Raw genomic sequence first — 18,816 nt, 5'->3', positions numbered from 1 at the left:
CCGTCAGCGACGTCGCGACCCGCGCCTTCGCGCGACGTCTGCTGGCCTGGTGGGGCGTCGGGCAGAAGGCGGCCGGTTGACGTGGCGTGACGTGCCCGCGCCGATCCACCGGCGCGACAACGTCGCCTCGTCGCCGCACATCCCAGTGTCGATAATTGCGTCGTCATAGGGGAACAGCGAAGTCGGGCAGCACGAATCCGGTTTCCGACAGTGCGATCTTCGCCGACGGCTCCCGGCCGGCACGGCATTCACCAGCACCAAAGCGTAATGTGATGAATGACTCGTTGCATACGTGTGACCGACCTGGATCGAAGGAGTCCGCACCATGTCCGGGCAGTACTCGCGGCGCTCCTTTCTCAGCGGGGTGCTGACCTGTGGCGCAGTGAGCGCTGCGGCGGTCTACCTGCTGCCGGGCGGACATCGTCCGCCACCGGTCGAGCTTCGACTCGCCACCGGCGCCGACCCCACCGGGGCACGGAAGCTGCTGATGGACATGTGGAACCAGGCCAACCCCGACACCCCGGCCCGGTTCACCGACGAGGTCGAGGGCGGTTCAGGCGACGAGCGCACGAGGCTGTTGACGGCAGCCCGGAACGGCAGTGCCGACATCCTCAACCTCGACGTCGTCGACATCCCCGAGTTCGCCGCGCAGAAGCTGATCACCCCGATCCGGTTGACCGACCCGAACTTCCTGACGTCGGTGAAGAACCTCCACCAGGTCGACGACACCCCCAACAGCTACTGGGCCGCACCGCTCAACACCGACGTCGGCATGCTGTTCTGGCGCAACCCCGGGACCGGGCGGCCCGATGAGGTGAACTTGTCGGTCGTGCTCGACACCCTCGCCGACAAGGGCTCGTTCGTCGGCCAACTGCGCCCCAACTCGTCGAACTACAACGAGGGTTTCCTGGTCAACATCCTGGAGCACGCCCTGTCGGTGAATCCTGACCTGCTCAGCTCGACCGGTGAGCTCCTGTTCGAGCTGAAACCCTGGCAGAGAGCGCTGCAACCGTTGCAGGCGGCCATCGGGGCCGGGAAGGTCCGGCTTTCCAGCGACGAGAACGCGAGCCTGGACACGTTCGTTGAGGACAAGCCGACGTTCATGCGTAACTGGCCGGTGAAGTACCGCGAACTCCAGCAGCGTAAGGACCCTGACCTGCTGGCCGGAAAGATCACGGTGTACCCGCTGAAGTCCGGGGTGCTCGGTGGGCAGAGCCTCGCCCTGGCGCGCACCTGCCCCCACCCCGACCAGGCCCGGCGGTTCATCGACTTCATGACCGGCACCGCGGCCCAGAAGATCCTCGCCGGGCACGGCTTCGCCCCGACCCTGGCCGAGGCGTACAACGACAGGAACCTTCAGGCGGTCATCCCACACCTGGAAGCACTACGCGGTGCGGTGGAGAATGCCCGGCCCCGGCCGATGCACCCGGGATACCGCACGTTCGCCGAGGTCTTCGTCGACCACACCGCCCGGATGCTGCGCGGTGAGTCCGACCTGACCTCGGAGTTCATCGCCGCCATGAAGGCGGCGCTCGGATGACCGCAGACCGGGTGGAGGAGGGTCCGTGAAGGTCGAGCCGTGGCAGGTGCCGATCCTGGTGATGGCCGGCATCATCCTGGCGGAGTTGGTGATCAGGGTGATGCCGCGCCGTTGGACGGCGCACCTGGCCCAGCAGCAGGTCCGCACGGTGGCGCTCGGCGGGTTGGCGGTCCTGGTCATCGTCGTCGGGGTGTTGGCGCTCGGCCCGGACCTGGCCGACCAGATCGCCAGTGTGGCGGCAGCCGTCGCCGGGTTGGTGGCGCTCTGGCTGACCTACCGGTCGTACCAGTTGCAGACCGCGGCGAGCCCGGACACCACGGCCGGCTCGGCGCGCGACGCCGCGGAGCCGCAGGCCGCGGCGACCACCGGTCAGCCGCCCGCTCGGTGAACGGCTGTTGCGTCGGCAGATACCGGAGGGACGCACCAGCGGCGCTGCCGGCGGGCCGTGTCCTGGTTCGGCAGGTGCCCGTGCACGCTGTGGGCGGGCGTTCAGGAGGAGCAGGTGTTGAGCATGGTCTGCAGGGCGGACTTCTCCGATGATTGCAGCCGTAGGCCCCAGGTGTACTTCACGGTGATCCACATCTTGCTGTAGGTGCACCGGTAGGCCGACAGCGGCGGCTGCCACGTCGACGGGTCCTGGTCGCTCTTGGACTGGTTGACGTTGTCGGTCACCGCGATCAACTGCGGGCCGGACAGGTCGTTGGCGAAGCTCTGCCGGCGGCTGGTCGTCCAGGAACTCGCCCCGGAGCGCCACGCCTCGGCCAGGGGGACCACGTGGTCGATGTCGACGTCCGACGCGGCGGTCCAGGTCGCCCCGTCGTACGGGCTGTACCAGCGGCCCGACGTGGCCTGGCAGGAGGAGTTGACCACGACCGACGTGCCGTCGCGTTTGAGGATCTGCTCACGGGTGTCGCAGCTGCCGCTGACGGTGATCCAGTGCGGGAACAGGTCCCGGGAGTAGCCGCTTGTGGAACCCTCGGCGGCGACGGTGAGAGCGTTGAGCTGCGACTGCGCCGTCGCCTTCGACGGGATGCCCGGCGGCGTCGCCGACGCCGTTCCCCCGATGCCCGCCGAGAGGGCTGCGCCGACGAACGTGGCGAGGGCCAGCGTCACGGCACGCACCCAGGGTCGGGCCTGCCTGGGCGTCTTCGTGGTCGGTCCTGACATGCCATGCCTCCAGGTCACCATCGACAGCAGATGCACTTAACATCTTCGATGAATATGACAGCAGGATGGCTTCATCGTGAAGAGCCGCAAAGATCGGGAGTAACGCCAGCGCCGTGCCGCAGCCCGCACCACGTCGTCGACTGGTCCGTGGCTGCCGGATGCCCAGCTCGTTCACCAGGTCATCGTGCGTCTGCCGGTCGATGACCGGCGTGAGCCCGCAGGGAGCAACGATCACGCCGACTGTCACCGTAGGTGTTTGATCGGTGGCGGATTGACATCCGCCGTCGTGGGAGATCAGACTGTCGCGACAACTCCATCAACGCGTGTGCGTGGGGGAAGTCCGGTCGAAGTCCGGCGCTGGCCCGCAACGGTAGGTCGTCGAGGTGGCAGACACCCTGACGGCGAGCCCGAATACCCGCCGCACGCGTGATTTCCGTTCCCCACCCGTCGTGGCCCACGGGTCGGAGGCCGGTCGATCCTGCCTGCCGGTGGTGGTCGCCCGGGTTCTGACGACCGCCGGGCCGGAAAGGCGCTTCCGATGGTCGTCCGCCTGAGCCGGCACCGCCTGCTCGCCCTGTTCTGCGGCGTAATCGCCGCTCTTCCCCTCGCCGCACCTGCGACCGCTGCGCCCGCGCACCCCGGTGTCGACCGGGCCGGGGCCGCCGCCGGCTGGCTCGCGCGGCAGCTCGTCGACGGCGAACGATTCGAGGTGGTCTTCGACGGCGTCGCCTACCCCGACCAGGGGTTGACCCTCGACGCGGTGTTCGCCTTCGCCGCCGCCGGTGTCGCCGACGACTTCGGGGCGCAGGCACTGGACTGGGTCACCCGGCCGGACGTCCGCGACGGTTACGTCGGTGACGGCGGCACCGAGGCGTACGCCGGCGCGACCGCGAAGCTCGCCCTCGCCGTGCAGGTACGCGGGGGCGACCCGACCGACGTCGGTGGGGTCGACCTGATCGCCCGGCTACGGGGGCTGGAATCGCCCAGCGGCCGGTTCACCGACCGGTCGGCGTACGGGAACTACAGCAATGCGTTCAGCCAGTCCTTGGCGATCCTCGCCCTGGACCGCACGGTGCAGGGCGCGCCTGCGACCGCCGCCACCTGGCTGGCCGGGACCCGCTGCCCGGACGGCGGATACCCGCTGCTGCCCGCCGAGCCGGTGTGTGTCTCCGATGTGGACGCCACCGCGCTGGCGGTGCAGGCGCTCCAGGCGGCGGGCCGCCCGGCGGCCGCTGCGGCCGGGCTGCGCTGGCTGGTGTCGGTGCAGGGCGTCAACGGTAGCTTCGCCGACTCGTCGGGTGTCCCGAACGCCAACAGCACCGGGCTCGCCGCGCAGGCGCTCCGCACCGGCCACCGGCCGTTGGCCTGGGCGCGGGCACGGGCGTTCCTGGTCAGCCTGCAGGTGGGTTGCGGCGGGGTGCCGGCCGACCGGGGCGCGGTCGACCTCGACGGCGGCACCTTCGACCCGGCCACCGCCACCCGCGCCACCGGCCAGGCCGTCCTGGGCCTGACCGGGGACGGCTATGCCACCCTCTCCGCTGCGGCCGCCGGTTCCGGCGCGCCGGTCCTCACCTGTCCGTGACCTGTCGCCCCGACCTGAACCTGGGAGGACCTGTGTTCCGTCTCCGATCCATCGTCCGCGTACGGCTCGCCGGCCTGGTGGCCGCCGCCGTCGCCGCCGTCGCTCTGACCGCCGTGGAGCCCGCGCCGCAGGCGGCGCACGCCGCCGCCTGCACCGGCACCTCAGGGGTCACCGTTGTGGTCGACTTCGCCGCGCTCGGCGGGGGTGTGCAGGTCGCGTGCGCCCTGGGCGACCCGGCCACCGGGGTGGCCGCCCTGCAGGGGGCCGGTTTCACGGTGACCGGCACCTCGCGCTGGGGTCTGGCGTTCGTCTGCCGGATCAACGGCCAGCCCACTTCCACGACCGAGCCGTGTGTCAACACGCCGCCGGCCACCGCCTACTGGTCGTACTGGCATGCCCCGGCAGGCGGGTCGTGGTCCTACAGTTCCTCGGGCGCGAGCAGCTACAACCCGGCGCCGGGCAGTGTCGAGGGCTGGTCGTTCGGGGCGGGCGCACCGCCGAGCATCGCTGTTCCCTGATCCTGGTGTGACCGGCGCGTCGGCTGCCGGCGGCCGCCCTGGCGTCCTGCGACGCCAGGGCGGTAGCGTGTCGGCATCCGGTGCGCCGGGTATACAACTGCATACGTCCCGTGTGGGGGGAAGCCGGTAGAAGCCGGCGCTGACCCGCAGCCGTGAGCGAGTGTCCTCTCGCGAGCCGGAATGCCCCGCCCGGGACGAGCGGCTTCCACTGTCGAGGTTTACAGGGTGAGGTCCGGGCTGCCGTCGACGGTCCGTTCACCCCGCTCACCGCAGTACGCGGAGCGGGGTGACGTGTCCGGGGGTGTGGTCCGGAGTTCTCACCGACCGCTCTGTGAAAGGCAATGCCATGCTTCTGTCCCGGCGTCTCGCCACCGGTCTCGGCGCGATCGTGGTGACGACTGTCGTCACGGCCTCCACCGTGCCCCTGGTCGGGGTGGCCGCGCCCACCCCGGCTGATGCCGCCGCCGCGCGTGACGCCACCTCGTGGTTGGCAGGTGAGTTCACCGACGGCACGTTGCCGGGACCGTTCGGCGGTCAGGACTGGGGCCTGACCATCGACGGCATCATCGCGATGTCCGCCACCGGCGGGTCGGTGTCGACGCGTCAGGCGGCGACCGGGCAGGTCGCCGCGCACGTCCGGTCGTACAACAGCTACGACGACTGGGGCATCGAGGGTTTCACCGACGGTGGGGCCACCGCGAAGCTGCTCTACGTCGCGTCCGCCGCCGGCGCCGATCCCACCGACTTCGGCGGGTACGACCTGCGGGCGGTGACCCTGTCCCTGGTCGCCGGGGTGGACGCCGGCCACCAGCGGGGACGGATCACCAGTCGCACCACGGCTGACAGCGGACCGGACGCCAGCAACACCTTCGACCAGTCCTTCGCCGTGCTGGGTCTGGCCCGCAGCGGTGACCTGCCCCAGGACACCGTCGACTTCCTCGTCCGGCAGCAGTGTGCGGCGGGCGGCTTCCGGCTCTACCCGGACACCGCGGACGGTCCCTCGCCGTCCTGCGACGAGCAGCCGGGCGCGACCCTCGACGTCGACTCCACGGCGATGGCCGTGCAGGCGTTGCTGGCCGCCGCCGACTCCGGTGCCACCGGTGCCTCCGACGCCGCCCGCCGGGGCGCGGACTGGTTGGTGGGTCAGCAGCACGCCGACGGCTCGTTCGGCGGTTCCGGCCCGACCACCGGCGCGAACTCCAACAGCACCGGGCTGGCCGGGCAGGCGCTCGCCGCCGCCGGCCGGGACAGCCAGGCCGCGCGGGCCGCCCACGCGGTGACGCAGTTGCAGCTCACGACGGCGAACGGTGGTGCTGCCGCCGGTGACGCGGGCGCGATCGCCTATCACGCCGAGTCGTTCACCGGCGCTGTCGCGGCGGGGATCGCGGACACCGACCGGGACCAGTGGCGCAGGGCCACCGCGCAGGCCCTGCTCGGGCTCGCCCAGGTGCCGCTGGGCCGCATCGGTCTCGACCTGCCGCCGACGTCGCCGACGCCGAGCGGCACCGCGACTCCCACGCCGACCGTGTCCCCCACACCGACGGCCGTACCGACGCCGACGGCGACGGGCCCGGCCGGTCCGAGCCCGAGTGCCACCGGCAGCCCGGCGACGCCCTCCCCCACCGTGTCGCCGACCGGCACCGCCGCACCGAGCACCACCCCGGCCGCTCCCGCACTGCCCGGTCTGCCCACCACCGGCGTGGCGATCGTCGGGTACGTGCTGGTCGCGCTGCTGCTGATCGGCGGCGGTGTGGTGCTGTTGGTGCTCGGACGTCGACGGCGGGCGCAATGAGCAGCCGGGCCGCTCACGCCGCGGCGGTGGTCGTGCTCACCGCGGTGAGCACCGTGTCCTGGCCGGGCAGCCCGGCGGTGGCTGCCGGGTCGGCCGGCTACTGCCCGGACGCCTCGGGGGTCACCGTCGTGGTCGACTTCCACGAGTTGGGCGGCGGCACGGTGGTGCGCTGCGCCTCCGGCACCCAGGCCACCGGTCTCGCGGCGCTCAAGAACGCCGGTTTCGAGGTCACCGGCACGCTGCGTTGGGGTGAGGGGTTCATCTGCCGGATCGACGGCAAGCCGTCGGCGGCCTCGGAGAAGTGCGTGGACACCCCGCCGGCCAGCGCCTACTGGTCGTACTGGCATGCCGCGAACGGGGGTGGTTGGGCGTACAGCGACAAGGGCGTGCTCAACCGTAAGCCGCCGGCCGGCAGCTTCGAGGGCTGGTCCTTCTCGCTCAACCGCGACGCCAGTGACGCCCCGAGGCCGGGGGTCACGCCGAAACGGCCGGCCCCCACGCCTCCTCCACCACCGCCGCCGCCGACACCACCGGCGGCCGGTGGCGGGCCGGCCGCGCCACCGGCTGCCGCAGGTGGCGGTCCGGTCGTGCCACCGGCCGGCGGGGCCGGTCACACCACGACCCTTCCTCCCGCCGGCACACCGAGCGCCATCGCGGAGGGCACGGCGTCAGCCGGTGTGCCGGCGACATCCCCGACGTCGGTGCCGGCGACGACGCCCGGTGGCGTCGTCGGCTCATCGGGCGGTGCGGCCGGCGTGCCGGCGACCGAGATCGCCGCTTCCGACAGCGGGGACGGTGGGCTGCCGCTGGGCACGGTCGCCGGGGCGGTGCTGCTGGCCGTGCTCGCCGCCGGTGGCGTGGTCACCGCCCGGCGACGCCGTGCCGTCGATCCCGATGACTGAGCGTCGGGACGGGGTTGACGCGGCGGCGGCCGACCCGGGGCGCGGACCGCGTCACTGGTCGGCCGCCCGGCTGCCGCGGGGGTTGCATCCGGGCGCGTGGTGGTTGTGGGCGCTCGGCCTGGCCACGGCGGCCAGCCACACCACCAATCCGTTGCTGTTGGCGCTGCTCGTCGCCGTCGCCGCGCTGGCGGTGCTGCGGCGGCGCACCGACGCACCGTGGGCGCTGGCGTTCCGGATGTACCTCGTCCTCGGTGCGGTGATCATCACGATGCGGGTGGTGTTCCGGATCGTTTTCGGTGGCGGGCAGGGCGAGCATCTGCTGGTGTCGCTACCGGAGATCCCGCTGCCCGAGTGGGCGGCGGGCATCCGGTTGTTCGGGCCGGTCGCCGTCGAGCAGGTCCTCGGTGGCTTCTATGACGGGCTGCGGCTGGCCACGATGCTGGTCTGCCTCGGTGCCGCCAACGCGTTGGCCAACCCGAAACGGCTCCTCAAGGCGGTGCCCGGGGCGCTGTACGCGGTGGGCACGGCCGTGGTGGTGGCGTTGTCGGTCGCGCCGCAACTGGTGGAGAGCGTGCTGCGGGTACGTCGGGCGCGTCGGCTGCGCGGCGCGACCGGCCGGGGCATGCGTGCGCTGCGGGGGATCGCCCTGCCGGTGCTGGCCGATGCCCTGGACCGGTCGTTGGCGCTGGCGGCGGCGATGGACTCGCGCGGCTACGGCCGCACCGCGGCGGTGCCGGCCGGTCAGCGCGCCACGACGGGGGCGCTGGTGCTCGGCGGGCTGGTCGGTGTGTGCGCCGGCACGTACGGGCTGCTCGACTCCACCAGGTCCGGTTACCTGGGCCTGCCGATGCTCCTCGCCGGCCTGGTCGTCGCCGTGACCGGGATGCTGTTGGCCGGCCGTCGGGTGCGCCGTAGCCGCTACCGACCGGACCGGTGGCGTGCCGCCGAGCTGCTGGTGGCCGGGTGTGGCCTCGCCGCCGCCGGGTTGACGCTGCTCGCCGGCTCGATCACCCCGGAGTTGCTCTATCCGCCGGTCAGTCCGCTGACCTGGCCCGAGGTGACGCCGTTGATGCTGCTCGTCGTCGCGGCGGCGGCGGGGCCGGCGTGGCTGGCCCCGCCACCACCCGGGTCGCCGTCGGCCGGCCCGCCGACGGTGGGCACCCCGGTCAGCGCTGTCGCGGCACCCACCCGTACCGGCAACCCGGCCACTTCCGTACCCGGAGGTCACCCGTGATCACATTCGACCGGGTGACCGTCTGCTACAGCGACGACGGTCCACCGCCGCTGCGTGAGGTGAGCCTGCGGGTCGAGGAGGGGGAACTGTGCCTGGTCGCCGGTCGCACCGGGGCGGGCAAGTCGACGCTGCTGCGGGCGATCAACGGCCTGGTGCCGCACTTCACCGGCGGCACCCTGTACGGCAGCGTCACCGTCAACGGTCGGGACACCCGCCGGCACCCGCCCCGCGATCTCGCCGACGTCGTCGGTGTGGTCGGTCAGGATCCGCTGTCCGGGTTCGTCACCGACACCGTCGAGGAGGAGCTGGCGTACGGCATGGAGCAGTTGGCCCTGCCGGCGGCGGTGATGCGCAAGCGGGTGGAGGAGACCCTCGATCTGCTCGGCATCGCCGAGCTGCGGCACCGACCGCTGCGGACACTGTCGGGTGGGCAGCAGCAGCGGGTCGCGATCGGCGCGGTCCTCACCACCCACCCCCGGGTGCTGGTGCTCGACGAGCCCACCTCGGCCCTGGACCCGACCGCCGCCGAGGATGTCCTCGCCGCCGTCACCCGGCTGGTGCACGACCTCGGCGTGACCGTGGTGCTTGCCGAACACCGCCTGGAACGGGTCGTGCAGTATGCCGACCGGTTGCTCTACCTACCCGGCGACGGCCGGGTGGTTGACGGGGAACCGGCGACGGTGTTGGCCGGTGTCGACCTCGCGCCGCCGTTGGTCGAGCTGGGCCGGCTGGCCGGTTGGACGCCGCTGCCACTGTCGGTCCGCGACGCCCGCCGACGGGCCGGTGCCCTGCGTCGGCGGCTCGCCGACACGACGCCTCCCGACCCGGCGTCGGCCTCGGGCACGGCCCCGGTGCTGGCCGCCCGGAAGGTCGTCGTGCGGTATCCGGGCACCGTGGCCGTGGCCGGCGTCGATCTTGACCTGCATCGTGGTCGGGTCGTCGCGTTGATGGGCCGCAACGGGTCCGGCAAGTCGAGCCTGCTCTGGGCGGTGCAGGGCAGCGGTCCCCGCCACGGGGGCACCGTCACCGTCGATGCCGGCGGTGGGCGGGCTCTTGTTGACCCGAAGCAGCTGTCGGCCGGCCAGGCCCGCCGGCACGTCGGCCTCGTTCCGCAGACCCCGGGAGACCTGCTCTATCTGGAGACGGTGGACGCCGAATGCCATCAGGCCGACCGGGAGACGGGCGCGGCGGCCGGTGCCTGTCGCACCCTGCTCGACCGGCTCGCCCCCGGTCTGCCTGGTGACCGGCACCCCCGTGACCTGTCCGAGGGGCAACGGCTGGCGCTCGTGCTCGCCGTGCAGCTCACCGCAGCCCCACCGGTGGTGCTGCTCGACGAGCCGACCCGAGGTCTGGACTATCTCGCCAAACGGCAGTTCGTCGCCCTGGTTCGCGGGCTGGCCGCCGCCGGTCGGGCGGTGGTGGTCGCGACGCACGACGTCGAGCTCGTCGCGACCCTCGCCGACCGGGTGGTCGTGATGGCCGACGGGGACATCGTGGCCGACGGCACCACGGCCGAGGTCATGCTGGCCTCGCCGGCGTTCGCTCCGCAGGTGGCCAAGGTGCTCGCCCCGGCGCCGTGGCTGACGGTCGAGCAGGTCACCGCCGCGCTGGGCCCGGACCGGGAACCGGCATGAGTGTGCTGCGGGTCGCGCCGCGCACGGCCGTGGTGCTGGCGTTGGCCTCCGCCGCCGCGTTGGCCACCTTCACCTGGCCGTTCTTCATTCCGGCGCAGCCCGAGAGCACCGCCCGCACCGGTGAGGCTCCGCTGGTCTTCCTCGTCATGCTGCCGGTGCTGGTGGCGCTCGTCCTGGCTGAACTCAGCTCCGGTGGTATCGACAGCAAGGCCCTGGCGATGCTCGGTGTGTTGGCCGCCGTCAACGCCGCGCTGCGTCCCCTGGGTGCCGGCACTGCGGGCATCGAGACCGTGTTTTTCCTGCTTGTCCTCGCCGGTCGGGTCTTCGGGCCGGGTTTCGGTTTCCTTCTGGGTTCGACGTCGTTGTTCGCCTCCGCGCTGCTGACCGCCGGAGTCGGCCCGTGGTTGCCGTTCCAGATGTTGTGCGCGTCCTGGGTGGGTCTCGGTGCTGGTCTGCTCCCTGCGCGGCTGCGTGGCCGGGCCGAGGTGGCGGTCCTGGCCGGGTACGGGGCGTTCGCCGCCTACGGCTACGGCCTGCTGATGAATCTGTGGTTCTGGCCGTTCAGTCTTGGCGCGGACACTCAGCTCTCGTACGTGGCTGGTGCGCCGGTGCTGGACAATCTGCACCGATTCGCGGTGTTCACGGCCGTCACCTCGACGTTCGGTTGGGACACCGGGCGGGCGATCACGACGGCGGTGGCGGTCGTGCTGGCCGGTCCGGCGGTGCTGGCCGCGTTGCGGCGGGCCGCCCGGCGGGCCGCGTTCGGCGCACCGGTCGCCTTCGCCGCGCCCGCGGCGCAGCCGGTGTCGTCAGCCATTCCGGCGACAGGTGCCGTCACGTCCACAACTGCGGCACCTGCACCGGCGATTGCGCCGCGATCCGGGACTCCGGCGGTGGGACCGCGGGACGTGACAGGTCCTGCCGTCGGCGTGGCCCCACCTGCCGGGCGAGGGCGGGGCGCGGTGCGCGCGGACCCGGTTCCGTCCGCCACCGCCGAGGAGGGTGGCCAGGGAGGTGGGTCACATCAGGCCCCGGAGCGGCTGGTGGACTGACCGGTCGCGGATAGGCTGTTCCTGGCGCTGGTTCGCCCGGATGGTGTCACGTTCGGGCGTCGTAAGAGGGAACCCGGTGGGAATCCGGGACTGCCCCGCAGCGGTGAGTGGGAACGACCGCCGTCATCAGCACTGGGCCCGCACGGCCCGGGAAGCGACGGCCAGTAGGGGATCCGGCGTGTCCGGGTCGCGCCCGCGAGTCCGAAGACCTGCCCGCGCTGCGCATCCACGAGGTGGGTGCGCTGCCGTCGACCTCGCGGGCGGGTCGGGCGGGTGATGCGCTGCGGCGTGTCCTCGACGTGCGCGCCGGCTGGTCGGTCGGTGTGCTTCCCGAGGACGGATGAACCATGCACGAGAGCGCCACACCCTCCGGCCGGCCCCCGTCGGCGTCGCGGCTGACCCTGTCGCAGATCATGGACCAGCACCACACCAACCTGATGGGCACCGTCCACGGCGGTCGGATACTCAACCTCATCGACTCCGTCGCCGGGGTGGTCGCCGCCCGGCATTCGGACGGTCCGGCGGTCACCGCCGCCATCGACGAGACCGCCTTCCTGCGGGCCGTACGGGTCGGCGACGTCGTGCACGTCGATGCCCGGATCACCTGGGCCGGCCGTAGTTCGATGGAGGTCGCCGTCAAGGTCAGCGCGGACCGTTGGGACCGGGCGGTGCCGCCGGTGGACGTGGCCACCGCCCATCTGGTGATGGTCGCCGTCGACGATGACGGTCAGCCGCGCGCCGTGCCGCCGTTGTTGCCGGAGACCGACGGTGACCGGCGTCGTTACCGGGAGGCGCAGATCCGGCGGGAGCATCGGCTTGCTCTTCGGCGGGCGTTGCTCGACGGCGCCGAGGAGGGCTGAGTGGTGCTCGGGCTGTCCGCGGCCACCGTGGCCGCCTACCTTGCCGCCATCGCCGTCCTGATGGTCACTCCCGGGCCGGACATGATGTTCGTCCTGGCCAACGCTGCCCGCTACGGCACCCGGGCCGGCGCGGTCGCCGCACTCGGGGTCGCGGCCGGGGAGGCGGTGCATGTGGCGGCGGTGGTCTGTGGTCTCGCCGCAGTGGTTGCCGCGTCGCCGGTGTTGTTCGCCGCGATCCGTTGGGCCGGGGCGGCGTATCTGATCGTTCTCGGGATTCGGGCCCTGCGCGGCGGCAGGGAGACGGCCTCCACCACGGTGGCGCGGCACGGTGGCGGCGGCGGGGCGTTCCTCCGGGGGTTGGTGACCAATCTCCTCAACCCCAAGATGATCCTGTTCAGCGTGGCTTTCCTGCCGCAGTTCGTCAGGCCGGCGACCGGCGACGTCACCGCGCAGTTGGTGCTCCTCGGTGCGATCTTCATCGTGGTGCAGCTCGCCGTCGATGTCGCTCTCGGTGCCGGGGCGGGCAGGTTCGCCGGCCGGGTGACCGACGGTCGGTGGTCGCGGCGGATCAGCCGGATCTGCGCGGTGGCCTTCATCGCGCTGGGTGTCCGCCTGGCCACCAACGGCTGACGGCACTGTCGCGCGGCTGGCCCTGGATCGGCGGCCCGCCGTGGTCCGGCCGGCGCTGCGCGGGGTCCCCGTGCCCGACGAGCGACACGGGGACCCCGCTGTCAGACCGCGGCCGGTGGTGGTTGACCGGCGGTGTTCGCGACGAGTAGGGACAGCTCCCGCACCAGTTCGTCCATCGACTGCCCGCTGCCGGCCCGGACGAGGCCGAGCGCGAGGTCGGCGAGCAGGTAGAAGCCGAGGGTTCGGGCCTGCTCGCCGGCGAACGCGGCGAGGAGTTCCTCGGCGCCGGCGTGGTCGCCGCGGTGGGTGGCGGCGATGACCCCGGCGGCGCGTTGGACCAGCTCCGCCGCGGCGGGGGTGGGTGCGCTCACCGGGTTCAGAGCGTGGGACCCGTGGCGCGGGCGGCGTCGAAGCGGGCGGTGACGTCGGCCCAGTCGACCAGGCCCCACAGCCGGTCGACGTAGTCCGGGCGGACGTTGCGGTACTGCAGGTAGTAGGCGTGCTCCCAGGCGTCGAAGACCAGCAGCGGCGTCGAGCCCTGTCCGACGTTGCCGTGGTGGTCGTAGACCTGCTCGACGATCAGGCGTTGACCGAGCGGTTCCCAGGCGAGGATCCCCCAGCCGGAGCCCTGCACGCTTTTGGTCGCCGCCGACAGCTGCCCGGCGAAGCCCTCGAACGAGCCGAAGTGCTCGTCGACGGCCGCCGCCAACTCTCCGTCGGGGCGGTCGCCGCCGTCCGGGGAGAGGTTGTTCCAGAAGATCGAGTGCAGTACGTGCCCGGACAGGTTGAACGCGAACGTCTTCTCCAGCCCGACCAGGGCCGTGAAGTCGCCCTTGTCGCGGGCTTCGGCGAGCTGTTCCAGGGCGTCGTTGCTGCCCTTGACGTACGCCGCGTGGTGCTTGCTGTGGTGCAGTTCCAGGATCTCGCCGGACATGGCCGGTTCAAGCGCGCCGTAGTCGTAGGGCATATCGGGCAGGGTGTAGGTGACCATGGATGTCCTCCGTCTTGCTGCCGCAGTTTAGCTGTTGCCACTATTTTGCAACAAAGCCGGTCGGGATGTGGGATCAGGTGTCGAGCACATCGGCCCGACGACGTCCGGATCTGTCGACGGGCGGATGCCGTGAACCTCGGCGGCCTGCCGGGCGACTGTAGGGGTGTGGCAGGCAATCCGGGCGGAGACGATGTGGATCGGGTCAGACGCGACGCGCTACTCGTGGTGCGGGCGCAGCTGGGAGACCGGCGGTCGCTGGCCGAGCTGGTCGGGTACTGGCACGAGCCGGTGTGGCGCTATGTGCGGCGGATGCTCGACCGAACCGGCCTGGCCGACGATGTGAGCCAGGAGGTGTGGGCCGGTGTGCTGAAGGCGCTGCCGGCCCTCAAGGAGCCGGACCGGTTCGCGCCGTGGCTGTTCACGATCGCTCGGCGTTCGGTGATGGATCACCTGCGGGACACGTACCGCCGGGCCGATCCGCCCGACGGTGCGCAGGCGGGGGACGACGACGTCGCCGCGGTGTTGGACCAGGCGCAGGTCACCGAATGCCTGGCGGGGTTGCCCGTCTGCGAGCGTGAGGTGCTGATCTTGTTCTATCTGTACGACCTGGCATTGGAGGAGTGTGCGCAGGTGCTGGCAGTCCCGGTGGGGACGGTGAAGTCCCGGTTGTTCCGCGCGCGCCGGATGCTGCGTGACCACATGATCGAGAAGGGGTATTCAGGATGACCGAGGGTCCCTCGTACGGCCCTGACGACGTCATGCGGGGGCTGTCGCTGCCGCGACGCGTCGGCCTCCTCGTGGCTGGGCTCGGTGGCCTGGCGGCGGCCGTGACCATCGGCCTGCTGCTGGCCACCGAACCCGGCGAGTTGCCGCTACGGACCAGGATCGCGTTCCTCGCGATGATCGGTGTCGGGATGGCGTGGGCCGGGTTCGCGGGCTGGGCGTTGGCCCGCCGCCCGCTGTTCGCTGTCGACCGGGTGATCGCCGCCTGGCTCGCGGTCACCTTCAGCGTCCTGATGACGGTCGGCATGGTGACGGTCGCCGTGATGCGTGCCGGGCCCGCAGGCGTTCTCGCTGTCGGCGGTCTCGGCGTGGCCCTGACCGTCGTGGCGGGCGTGCTGCTCGCCCGGGCCCGGGCCTACCGCCGGGCACTGCTCGCCCGCTGGCACGAGCTCGAACGCCGGAACGGTTGAGCGGTCCGCCCTACGCTCGACGATCCGTCGGCCGTGACCGGGTCTTACGGGCCGGGGGTGTGGGCGGTCAGCCCGCGCCGACGGACGCCGGGCCAGCCAGGTCGGGGGCGGTCAGCTGGAACGTCGACGGCGCGGGTTGCCGGCGGGCCACCAGGTGTAGTCGCTGGACGGCGCGGTCGACGTCGCCGGCGATGCGGTCCCGGCACGCGCAGGGTTCCTCGTCGAAGCCGGCGAACCGGTAGGCGACCTCCATGATCCGGTTACGGTCGTTGGGTCGGAAGTCGGCGATCAGGTGTGCCCCGGCGCGGGCGGCCTGGTCCACCAGCCAGGTCAGCAGGACCGTACCGGTGCCGAAGGACACCACCCGGCAGGAGGTGGCGAGCAGCCGCAGGTGCCACACCTCGGGGTGCTTCTCCAGGACCAGCACGCCGACCGCGCCGTGCGGCCCGAACCGGTCGGTCAGCGTCGTGACCAGAACCTCGTGGCGGGGGTCGGCCATCAGGGTCCGCAGCGTCCGGTCCGGGTAGTGCACGCCTGTCGCGTTCATCTGGCTGGTTCGCAGGGTCAGCTCCTCGACCCGGGACAGGGTCGCGGCGTCGGCCCGCCGGATGTGCATCGCCAGTTCCAGTGAGCGGAGGAAGTCCTGTGCGGGGCCGGTGAACCGGGCCTGCTCGTCAGCCCGCCGTTGACCGGCCTGGTACATCTGCCGGCGGCGGCGGGCGTCGACCGTCACCGATGTCGGGGTGAACTCGGGGCGGTCGAGCAGGGTGGTGGCCGTGCCGGCGTCGTAGCAGCGCACCTGCGGAAGGTGGTAGGAGACCTCGGCCCGTTCGGTGGGCTGGTCGTCGATGAAGGCGATGGTGCCGAGTGCGAAGCCGAGCTGGTCGGCGATGCGCCGCACGGCGTCGGACTTGCGTCCCCACCCGATCTGCGGTGCCACGAAGTACTCGGCGACGCCGAGCGCGCACAGTCGGGCCCAGGCCGGTTCGTGGTCGTTGCGGCTGCACACCGACTGGAGGATGCCCCGGGCGTCGAGGCCGGTGATCACCGCCCGGATCGGGTCGGGGAGCACGACCTGCTCGTCTTCGAGCAGGACGCCCTGCCAGAGGGTGTCGTCGAGGTCCCAGACCAGGCACTTGACGGTCACGGGTGGCGCGGGCGGGGCCTCGTTGGTCACGGCGGCTCCTTCGTGGGTCGTCGCTCGTCGGCCGTCCGGGTCGCCGGCCGGGTGGGCGACGAGCGTGGCGGCCCGGGCGGGCGCGGCGGTGGGGTCAGGCACCGTGGTCTCCGGATTCGCCGGTGCGGAGCCGGTCGACCAGGGCGACCATTCGGCGCAGCGTCCGGAAGTTGTCCAGCCGGAGGTCGGCGCCGCGCACGGTGACCCCGTACGTCTGTTCCAGGTGCACCACCAGTTCCATCGCGAACAGGGACGACAGCCCGCCGGTGGCGAAGAGGTCCGTGTCCGGTGGCCAGGACCGTCCGGTACGCGCCGTCAGGAAGCGTGCCAGCTCCGGTGCGAGGGTGTCGGCAGGGTTGCCGGTGTCCGACACTTCCTGGTCGGATGGCACAGTCATCGCAGGTCTCCCTCGTAGTGGTAGAACCCCTGCCCGCTCTTGCGGCCGAGGTGTCCGGCCCGGACCTTGGCCAGCAGCAGCTCGCAGGGGCGGCAGTTCTCGTCGCCGGTTCGTTCGTGCAGCACCCACAGGGAGTCGACCAGGTTGTCCAGGCCGATGAGGTCGGCGGTGCGCAGCGGACCGGTCGGATGTCCCAGACATCCCTGCAGGAGGGTGTCGACGGATTCGACGCTGGCCGTGCCGGCGGCCACCACCCGGACCGCAGTGTTGATCATGGGGTGCAGGATGCGGCTGGTGACGAAGCCGGGGGCGTCCTCGACCACCACCGGCTCGCGGCCCAGGGCGGCGAGCAGCAGGCGTAACGCGTCCAGGGTGTGCGGGCCGGTGCGTGGGCCCCGGATCACTTCGACGGTGCGGATCAGGTAGGGCGGGTTCATGAAGTGGCTGCCGATCAGGTCCTCGGGTCGTGCCACCGACCGGGCCAGTTCGTCGATGGGGATGGATGAGGTGTTGGACACCACCGGGGTGCCGGGTGCCACCAGGGCGGAGATGTCCGCGAGGACCTTCGCCTTGGCGTTCGGGTCCTCGGTGACCGCCTCGACCACGGCGGTGAGGGTGCCGGTCCGCCCGGTCGGGACGTCCGTGAGGGACGGTCCGACGTCGAGCGGGCCGGGTCGGAGGTCCTGCGGTAGGGCTCCCATCAGCCGGGCGGTCCGGACGTGCCGGTCGACGCGGGCGGTGGCCTCGGCCAGCCGGTGCGGGTCGACGTCGATCATCGACACGGCGATGCCGTGCCCGGTCGCCAGCGCGGCGATGCCCGTCCCCATCACGCCCGCGCCGAGCACCGCCAGTCGTTGCGCGGTGTCCGGCGTTGTGTTCTGCCCCGTCACCAGGGTCTCCCTTCGTTGCCCGGCCCGCTTCGCAGGCCGCGACGGCCACGGTCACACCTCGGAGTGGTCCGCCTTCCGTTCGTCGACGGGTGATCCGTTGACGGCCGACGATCCGTTGGCGGCCGGTGACCCGTTGGCGACCGACGATCCGTTGGCGGTGGACGCGCCGTTGGCGGTGGACGCCTCGGTGGCGGTGCCGTCGCTGGGGCCGCCGGGGGCGGGGTCGGTGTAGAACTGCCGTGCCCACTGCCGGTACCGACCGATGGGGCCGTCCCCGCGGGCGAGTTTCGGTTGTTCGACGTGCTCCTGGTGGTGCCACATCAGCAGGTCCGCGCCGGTGTCGACCGAGGCGACCCGTTGGGCGATCGCGCTGAGCAGCCGGGCGACGGGCATCGCCGTGGCCCGGGCGGCCCGTTCGGGCAGGAACGGCAGACCGGCCAGCTCCAGCTTGGTGCCGAACCGGAGGTGGATCCGGCCCGGGGTGGTGGGGGTCGCGTGGAGCATGACGTGGAGGTCGCCCGCGCCGTTGGGCAGTCGGGTGCGGGCCGCGATGGTGGCCAGGCCGATGACGGTGAGGGTGTAGGACTGGCGGATCTGGCGCATGACGGTGCCCCGGGCGGTGGCGGTGACGGTGCTGACCGGCTCCCCCATCACCGGTGTTCCCTCGATGACCAGGTCCCGCAGCCCGTGCAGCGCCGGCAGGTGACCCCAGTCGAAGGCGTTCTCGATGACGTCCTGCGGGTGACCGGCGATGTCGAAGGTGTTGTGGCTGAAGGGTTGCCGCTCGTCCATGCCGAAGACCGGCACCTGCCACTGCGGTGCGAGGCCGAGAGCGTGCCACCACACGTAGACCGATCCGTTGGCCTCGCAGACGGGGAACTGGGTCAGGGTCGCCTTGGGTGGCGGCAGGTCGTAGCCGGTGCGTACGCAGGTCCCGGAGGGGTCGAAGGCGAACCGGTGGAAGGGGCAGACGAGGTCCTCCCCGTCGAGGGTGCCACCGACGCCCAGGTGTGCCCCGAGGTGGGGGCAGCGGGGACGGACCGCACGCAGCAGTCCGCGGGGGGTCCGGTAGAGGACCACCTCGCCGCCCATGATGGGGCGGGTGGTGATGGTCCCGGGGCGGACCTCGTCGGAGAAGGCCACGCAGAACCACCCGTTCGGGTCGGGACGGGTGGGTGGGTGGAGCCGGTCGGCCGGCGCGGCGGTGTGCCGGCGGATCTCGCGGCTGCGCAGTAGTTGTTTGACCAGTGTTTTCAT

20 protein-coding genes and 3 riboswitches are annotated in these 18,816 nt (G+C 72.1%); of the genes, 13 read left to right on the top strand and 7 right to left on the bottom strand.

The features are described 5' to 3' along the window. The first annotated feature begins 325 nt into the window (after positions 1-325). Together Q2K16_RS01015 and Q2K16_RS01010 are read left to right on the top strand one after the other, a co-directional pair. Positions 326-1,540: an extracellular solute-binding protein gene (locus tag Q2K16_RS01015; protein ID WP_302742977.1), complete on the top strand. Its 1,215-nt coding sequence runs from the start codon at positions 326-328 to the stop codon at positions 1,538-1,540. Positions 1,541-1,565: 25 nt separating this feature from the next. After that, a complete protein-coding gene (locus tag Q2K16_RS01010) occupies positions 1,566-1,928 on the top strand; it encodes a hypothetical protein (RefSeq protein WP_302742976.1) in 363 nt (120 codons plus the stop codon). Between the two features lie 101 nt (positions 1,929-2,029). On the opposite strand, the gene Q2K16_RS01005 is transcribed toward Q2K16_RS01010, so the two are convergent. After that, entirely contained in the window at positions 2,030-2,707 is a 678-nt protein-coding gene (locus tag Q2K16_RS01005) for an HNH endonuclease family protein (RefSeq protein WP_302742974.1), read from the bottom strand. A gap of 309 nt (positions 2,708-3,016) precedes the next feature. Then, a riboswitch (cobalamin riboswitch) is annotated at positions 3,017-3,144 on the top strand. A gap of 101 nt (positions 3,145-3,245) precedes the next feature. On the opposite strand from Q2K16_RS01005, the gene Q2K16_RS01000 reads away from it, so the two are divergent. From Q2K16_RS01000 to Q2K16_RS00960, 9 genes are all read left to right on the top strand, one after another. After that, the gene (locus tag Q2K16_RS01000; RefSeq protein ID WP_302742973.1) at positions 3,246-4,289 is read left to right on the top strand and encodes a peptidase; all 1,044 of its coding nucleotides are present in this window, start codon (positions 3,246-3,248) and stop codon (positions 4,287-4,289) included. A 32-nt stretch (positions 4,290-4,321) separates the two neighbouring features. Then, on the top strand, positions 4,322-4,807 hold the full coding sequence (locus Q2K16_RS00995) for a hypothetical protein (RefSeq protein ID WP_302742971.1): 486 nt from the start codon (positions 4,322-4,324) through the stop codon (positions 4,805-4,807). Positions 4,808-4,900: 93 nt separating this feature from the next. Continuing rightward, positions 4,901-5,014: riboswitch (cobalamin riboswitch) on the top strand. A gap of 139 nt (positions 5,015-5,153) precedes the next feature. Further along, positions 5,154-6,599, top strand: coding sequence for a prenyltransferase/squalene oxidase repeat-containing protein (locus tag Q2K16_RS00990; RefSeq protein WP_302742970.1), 1,446 nt, complete (start codon positions 5,154-5,156; stop codon positions 6,597-6,599). Next, positions 6,596-7,501, top strand: coding sequence for a hypothetical protein (locus Q2K16_RS00985; RefSeq protein WP_302742968.1), 906 nt, complete (start codon positions 6,596-6,598; stop codon positions 7,499-7,501). The genes Q2K16_RS00990 and Q2K16_RS00985 overlap by 4 nt, the downstream gene beginning before the upstream one ends. Beyond that, a complete protein-coding gene (locus Q2K16_RS00980) occupies positions 7,494-8,735 on the top strand; it encodes a CbiQ family ECF transporter T component (RefSeq protein ID WP_302742966.1) in 1,242 nt (413 codons plus the stop codon). Before Q2K16_RS00985 ends, Q2K16_RS00980 begins: the two co-directional genes overlap by 8 nt. Then, positions 8,732-10,369 (top strand): ABC transporter ATP-binding protein, encoded by a 1,638-nt coding sequence (locus Q2K16_RS00975; RefSeq protein ID WP_302742964.1) that lies wholly within the window; start codon positions 8,732-8,734, stop codon positions 10,367-10,369. The genes Q2K16_RS00980 and Q2K16_RS00975 overlap by 4 nt, the downstream gene beginning before the upstream one ends. Beyond that, the gene (locus tag Q2K16_RS00970) at positions 10,366-11,421 is read left to right on the top strand and encodes an ECF transporter S component (RefSeq protein ID WP_302742962.1); all 1,056 of its coding nucleotides are present in this window, start codon (positions 10,366-10,368) and stop codon (positions 11,419-11,421) included. Before Q2K16_RS00975 ends, Q2K16_RS00970 begins: the two co-directional genes overlap by 4 nt. An 11-nt stretch (positions 11,422-11,432) precedes the next feature. After that, positions 11,433-11,652, top strand: a riboswitch (cobalamin riboswitch). Between the two features lie 116 nt (positions 11,653-11,768). Continuing rightward, positions 11,769-12,281, top strand: a complete 513-nt coding sequence (locus tag Q2K16_RS00965) for an acyl-CoA thioesterase (protein WP_302742960.1) — start codon at positions 11,769-11,771, stop codon at positions 12,279-12,281. 3 nt (positions 12,282-12,284) lie between these two features. Further along, positions 12,285-12,911, top strand: a complete 627-nt coding sequence (locus Q2K16_RS00960) for a LysE family translocator (RefSeq protein WP_302742958.1) — start codon at positions 12,285-12,287, stop codon at positions 12,909-12,911. A 101-nt stretch (positions 12,912-13,012) separates the two neighbouring features. On the opposite strand, the gene Q2K16_RS00955 is transcribed toward Q2K16_RS00960, so the two are convergent. Beyond that, complete coding sequence (locus Q2K16_RS00955; protein ID WP_302742956.1) at positions 13,013-13,282, bottom strand: superoxide dismutase; 270 nt, start codon at positions 13,280-13,282, stop codon at positions 13,013-13,015. Between the two features lie 5 nt (positions 13,283-13,287). After that, the gene (locus tag Q2K16_RS00950) at positions 13,288-13,902 is read right to left on the bottom strand and encodes a superoxide dismutase (protein WP_302742954.1); all 615 of its coding nucleotides are present in this window, start codon (positions 13,900-13,902) and stop codon (positions 13,288-13,290) included. Positions 13,903-14,067: 165 nt separating this feature from the next. Here Q2K16_RS00950 and Q2K16_RS00945 point away from each other — a divergent pair, with 165 nt between their 5' ends. Further along, entirely contained in the window at positions 14,068-14,628 is a 561-nt protein-coding gene (locus Q2K16_RS00945) for an RNA polymerase sigma factor (RefSeq protein ID WP_302742952.1), read from the top strand. Beyond that, complete coding sequence (locus Q2K16_RS00940; protein WP_302742950.1) at positions 14,625-15,095, top strand: hypothetical protein; 471 nt, start codon at positions 14,625-14,627, stop codon at positions 15,093-15,095. The genes Q2K16_RS00945 and Q2K16_RS00940 overlap by 4 nt, the downstream gene beginning before the upstream one ends. Positions 15,096-15,162: 67 nt before the next feature. On the opposite strand, the gene Q2K16_RS00935 is transcribed toward Q2K16_RS00940, so the two are convergent. Genes Q2K16_RS00935 through Q2K16_RS00920 form a run of 4 tightly spaced genes read right to left on the bottom strand, consistent with a single transcriptional unit; the run spans position 15,163 to position 18,816 of the window. Beyond that, positions 15,163-16,374, bottom strand: coding sequence for an HAD-IIIC family phosphatase (locus Q2K16_RS00935; protein WP_302742948.1), 1,212 nt, complete (start codon positions 16,372-16,374; stop codon positions 15,163-15,165). Then, positions 16,367-16,669 (bottom strand): acyl carrier protein, encoded by a 303-nt coding sequence (locus Q2K16_RS00930; RefSeq protein WP_302742946.1) that lies wholly within the window; start codon positions 16,667-16,669, stop codon positions 16,367-16,369. Before Q2K16_RS00930 ends, Q2K16_RS00935 begins: the two co-directional genes overlap by 8 nt. Next, a complete protein-coding gene (locus Q2K16_RS00925) occupies positions 16,666-17,559 on the bottom strand; it encodes a 3-hydroxyacyl-CoA dehydrogenase family protein (protein ID WP_302742944.1) in 894 nt (297 codons plus the stop codon). Before Q2K16_RS00925 ends, Q2K16_RS00930 begins: the two co-directional genes overlap by 4 nt. Positions 17,560-17,610: 51 nt before the next feature. Then, entirely contained in the window at positions 17,611-18,816 is a 1,206-nt protein-coding gene (locus Q2K16_RS00920) for an aromatic ring-hydroxylating oxygenase subunit alpha (RefSeq protein WP_302742942.1), read from the bottom strand.

The organism is Micromonospora cynarisoli (assembly GCF_030518815.1).
GTDB lineage: Bacteria > Actinomycetota > Actinomycetes > Mycobacteriales > Micromonosporaceae > Micromonospora > Micromonospora wenchangensis.
This window is presented reverse-complemented; position numbering and strand designations above follow the sequence as displayed.

Bases quoted from the DNA above. Each gene is read 5' to 3' on its own strand.
- Q2K16_RS00970 (WP_302742962.1), top strand. From the start codon at position 10,366: ATGAGTGTGCTGCGGGTCGCGCCGCGCACGGCCGTGGTGCTGGCGTTG.
- Q2K16_RS00965 (WP_302742960.1), top strand. From the start codon at position 11,769: ATGCACGAGAGCGCCACACCCTCCGGCCGGCCCCCGTCGGCGTCGCGG.
- Q2K16_RS01005 (WP_302742974.1), bottom strand. From the start codon at position 2,707: ATGTCAGGACCGACCACGAAGACGCCCAGGCAGGCCCGACCCTGGGTG.
- Q2K16_RS00985 (WP_302742968.1), top strand. From the start codon at position 6,596: ATGAGCAGCCGGGCCGCTCACGCCGCGGCGGTGGTCGTGCTCACCGCG.
- Q2K16_RS00940 (WP_302742950.1), top strand. From the start codon at position 14,625: ATGACCGAGGGTCCCTCGTACGGCCCTGACGACGTCATGCGGGGGCTG.
- Q2K16_RS00980 (WP_302742966.1), top strand. From the start codon at position 7,494: ATGACTGAGCGTCGGGACGGGGTTGACGCGGCGGCGGCCGACCCGGGG.
- Q2K16_RS00950 (WP_302742954.1), bottom strand. From the start codon at position 13,902: ATGGTCACCTACACCCTGCCCGATATGCCCTACGACTACGGCGCGCTT.
- Q2K16_RS00930 (WP_302742946.1), bottom strand. From the start codon at position 16,669: ATGACTGTGCCATCCGACCAGGAAGTGTCGGACACCGGCAACCCTGCC.
- Q2K16_RS01000 (WP_302742973.1), top strand. From the start codon at position 3,246: ATGGTCGTCCGCCTGAGCCGGCACCGCCTGCTCGCCCTGTTCTGCGGC.
- Q2K16_RS01015 (WP_302742977.1), top strand. From the start codon at position 326: ATGTCCGGGCAGTACTCGCGGCGCTCCTTTCTCAGCGGGGTGCTGACC.
- Q2K16_RS00990 (WP_302742970.1), top strand. From the start codon at position 5,154: ATGCTTCTGTCCCGGCGTCTCGCCACCGGTCTCGGCGCGATCGTGGTG.
- Q2K16_RS00920 (WP_302742942.1), bottom strand. From the start codon at position 18,816: ATGAAAACACTGGTCAAACAACTACTGCGCAGCCGCGAGATCCGCCGG.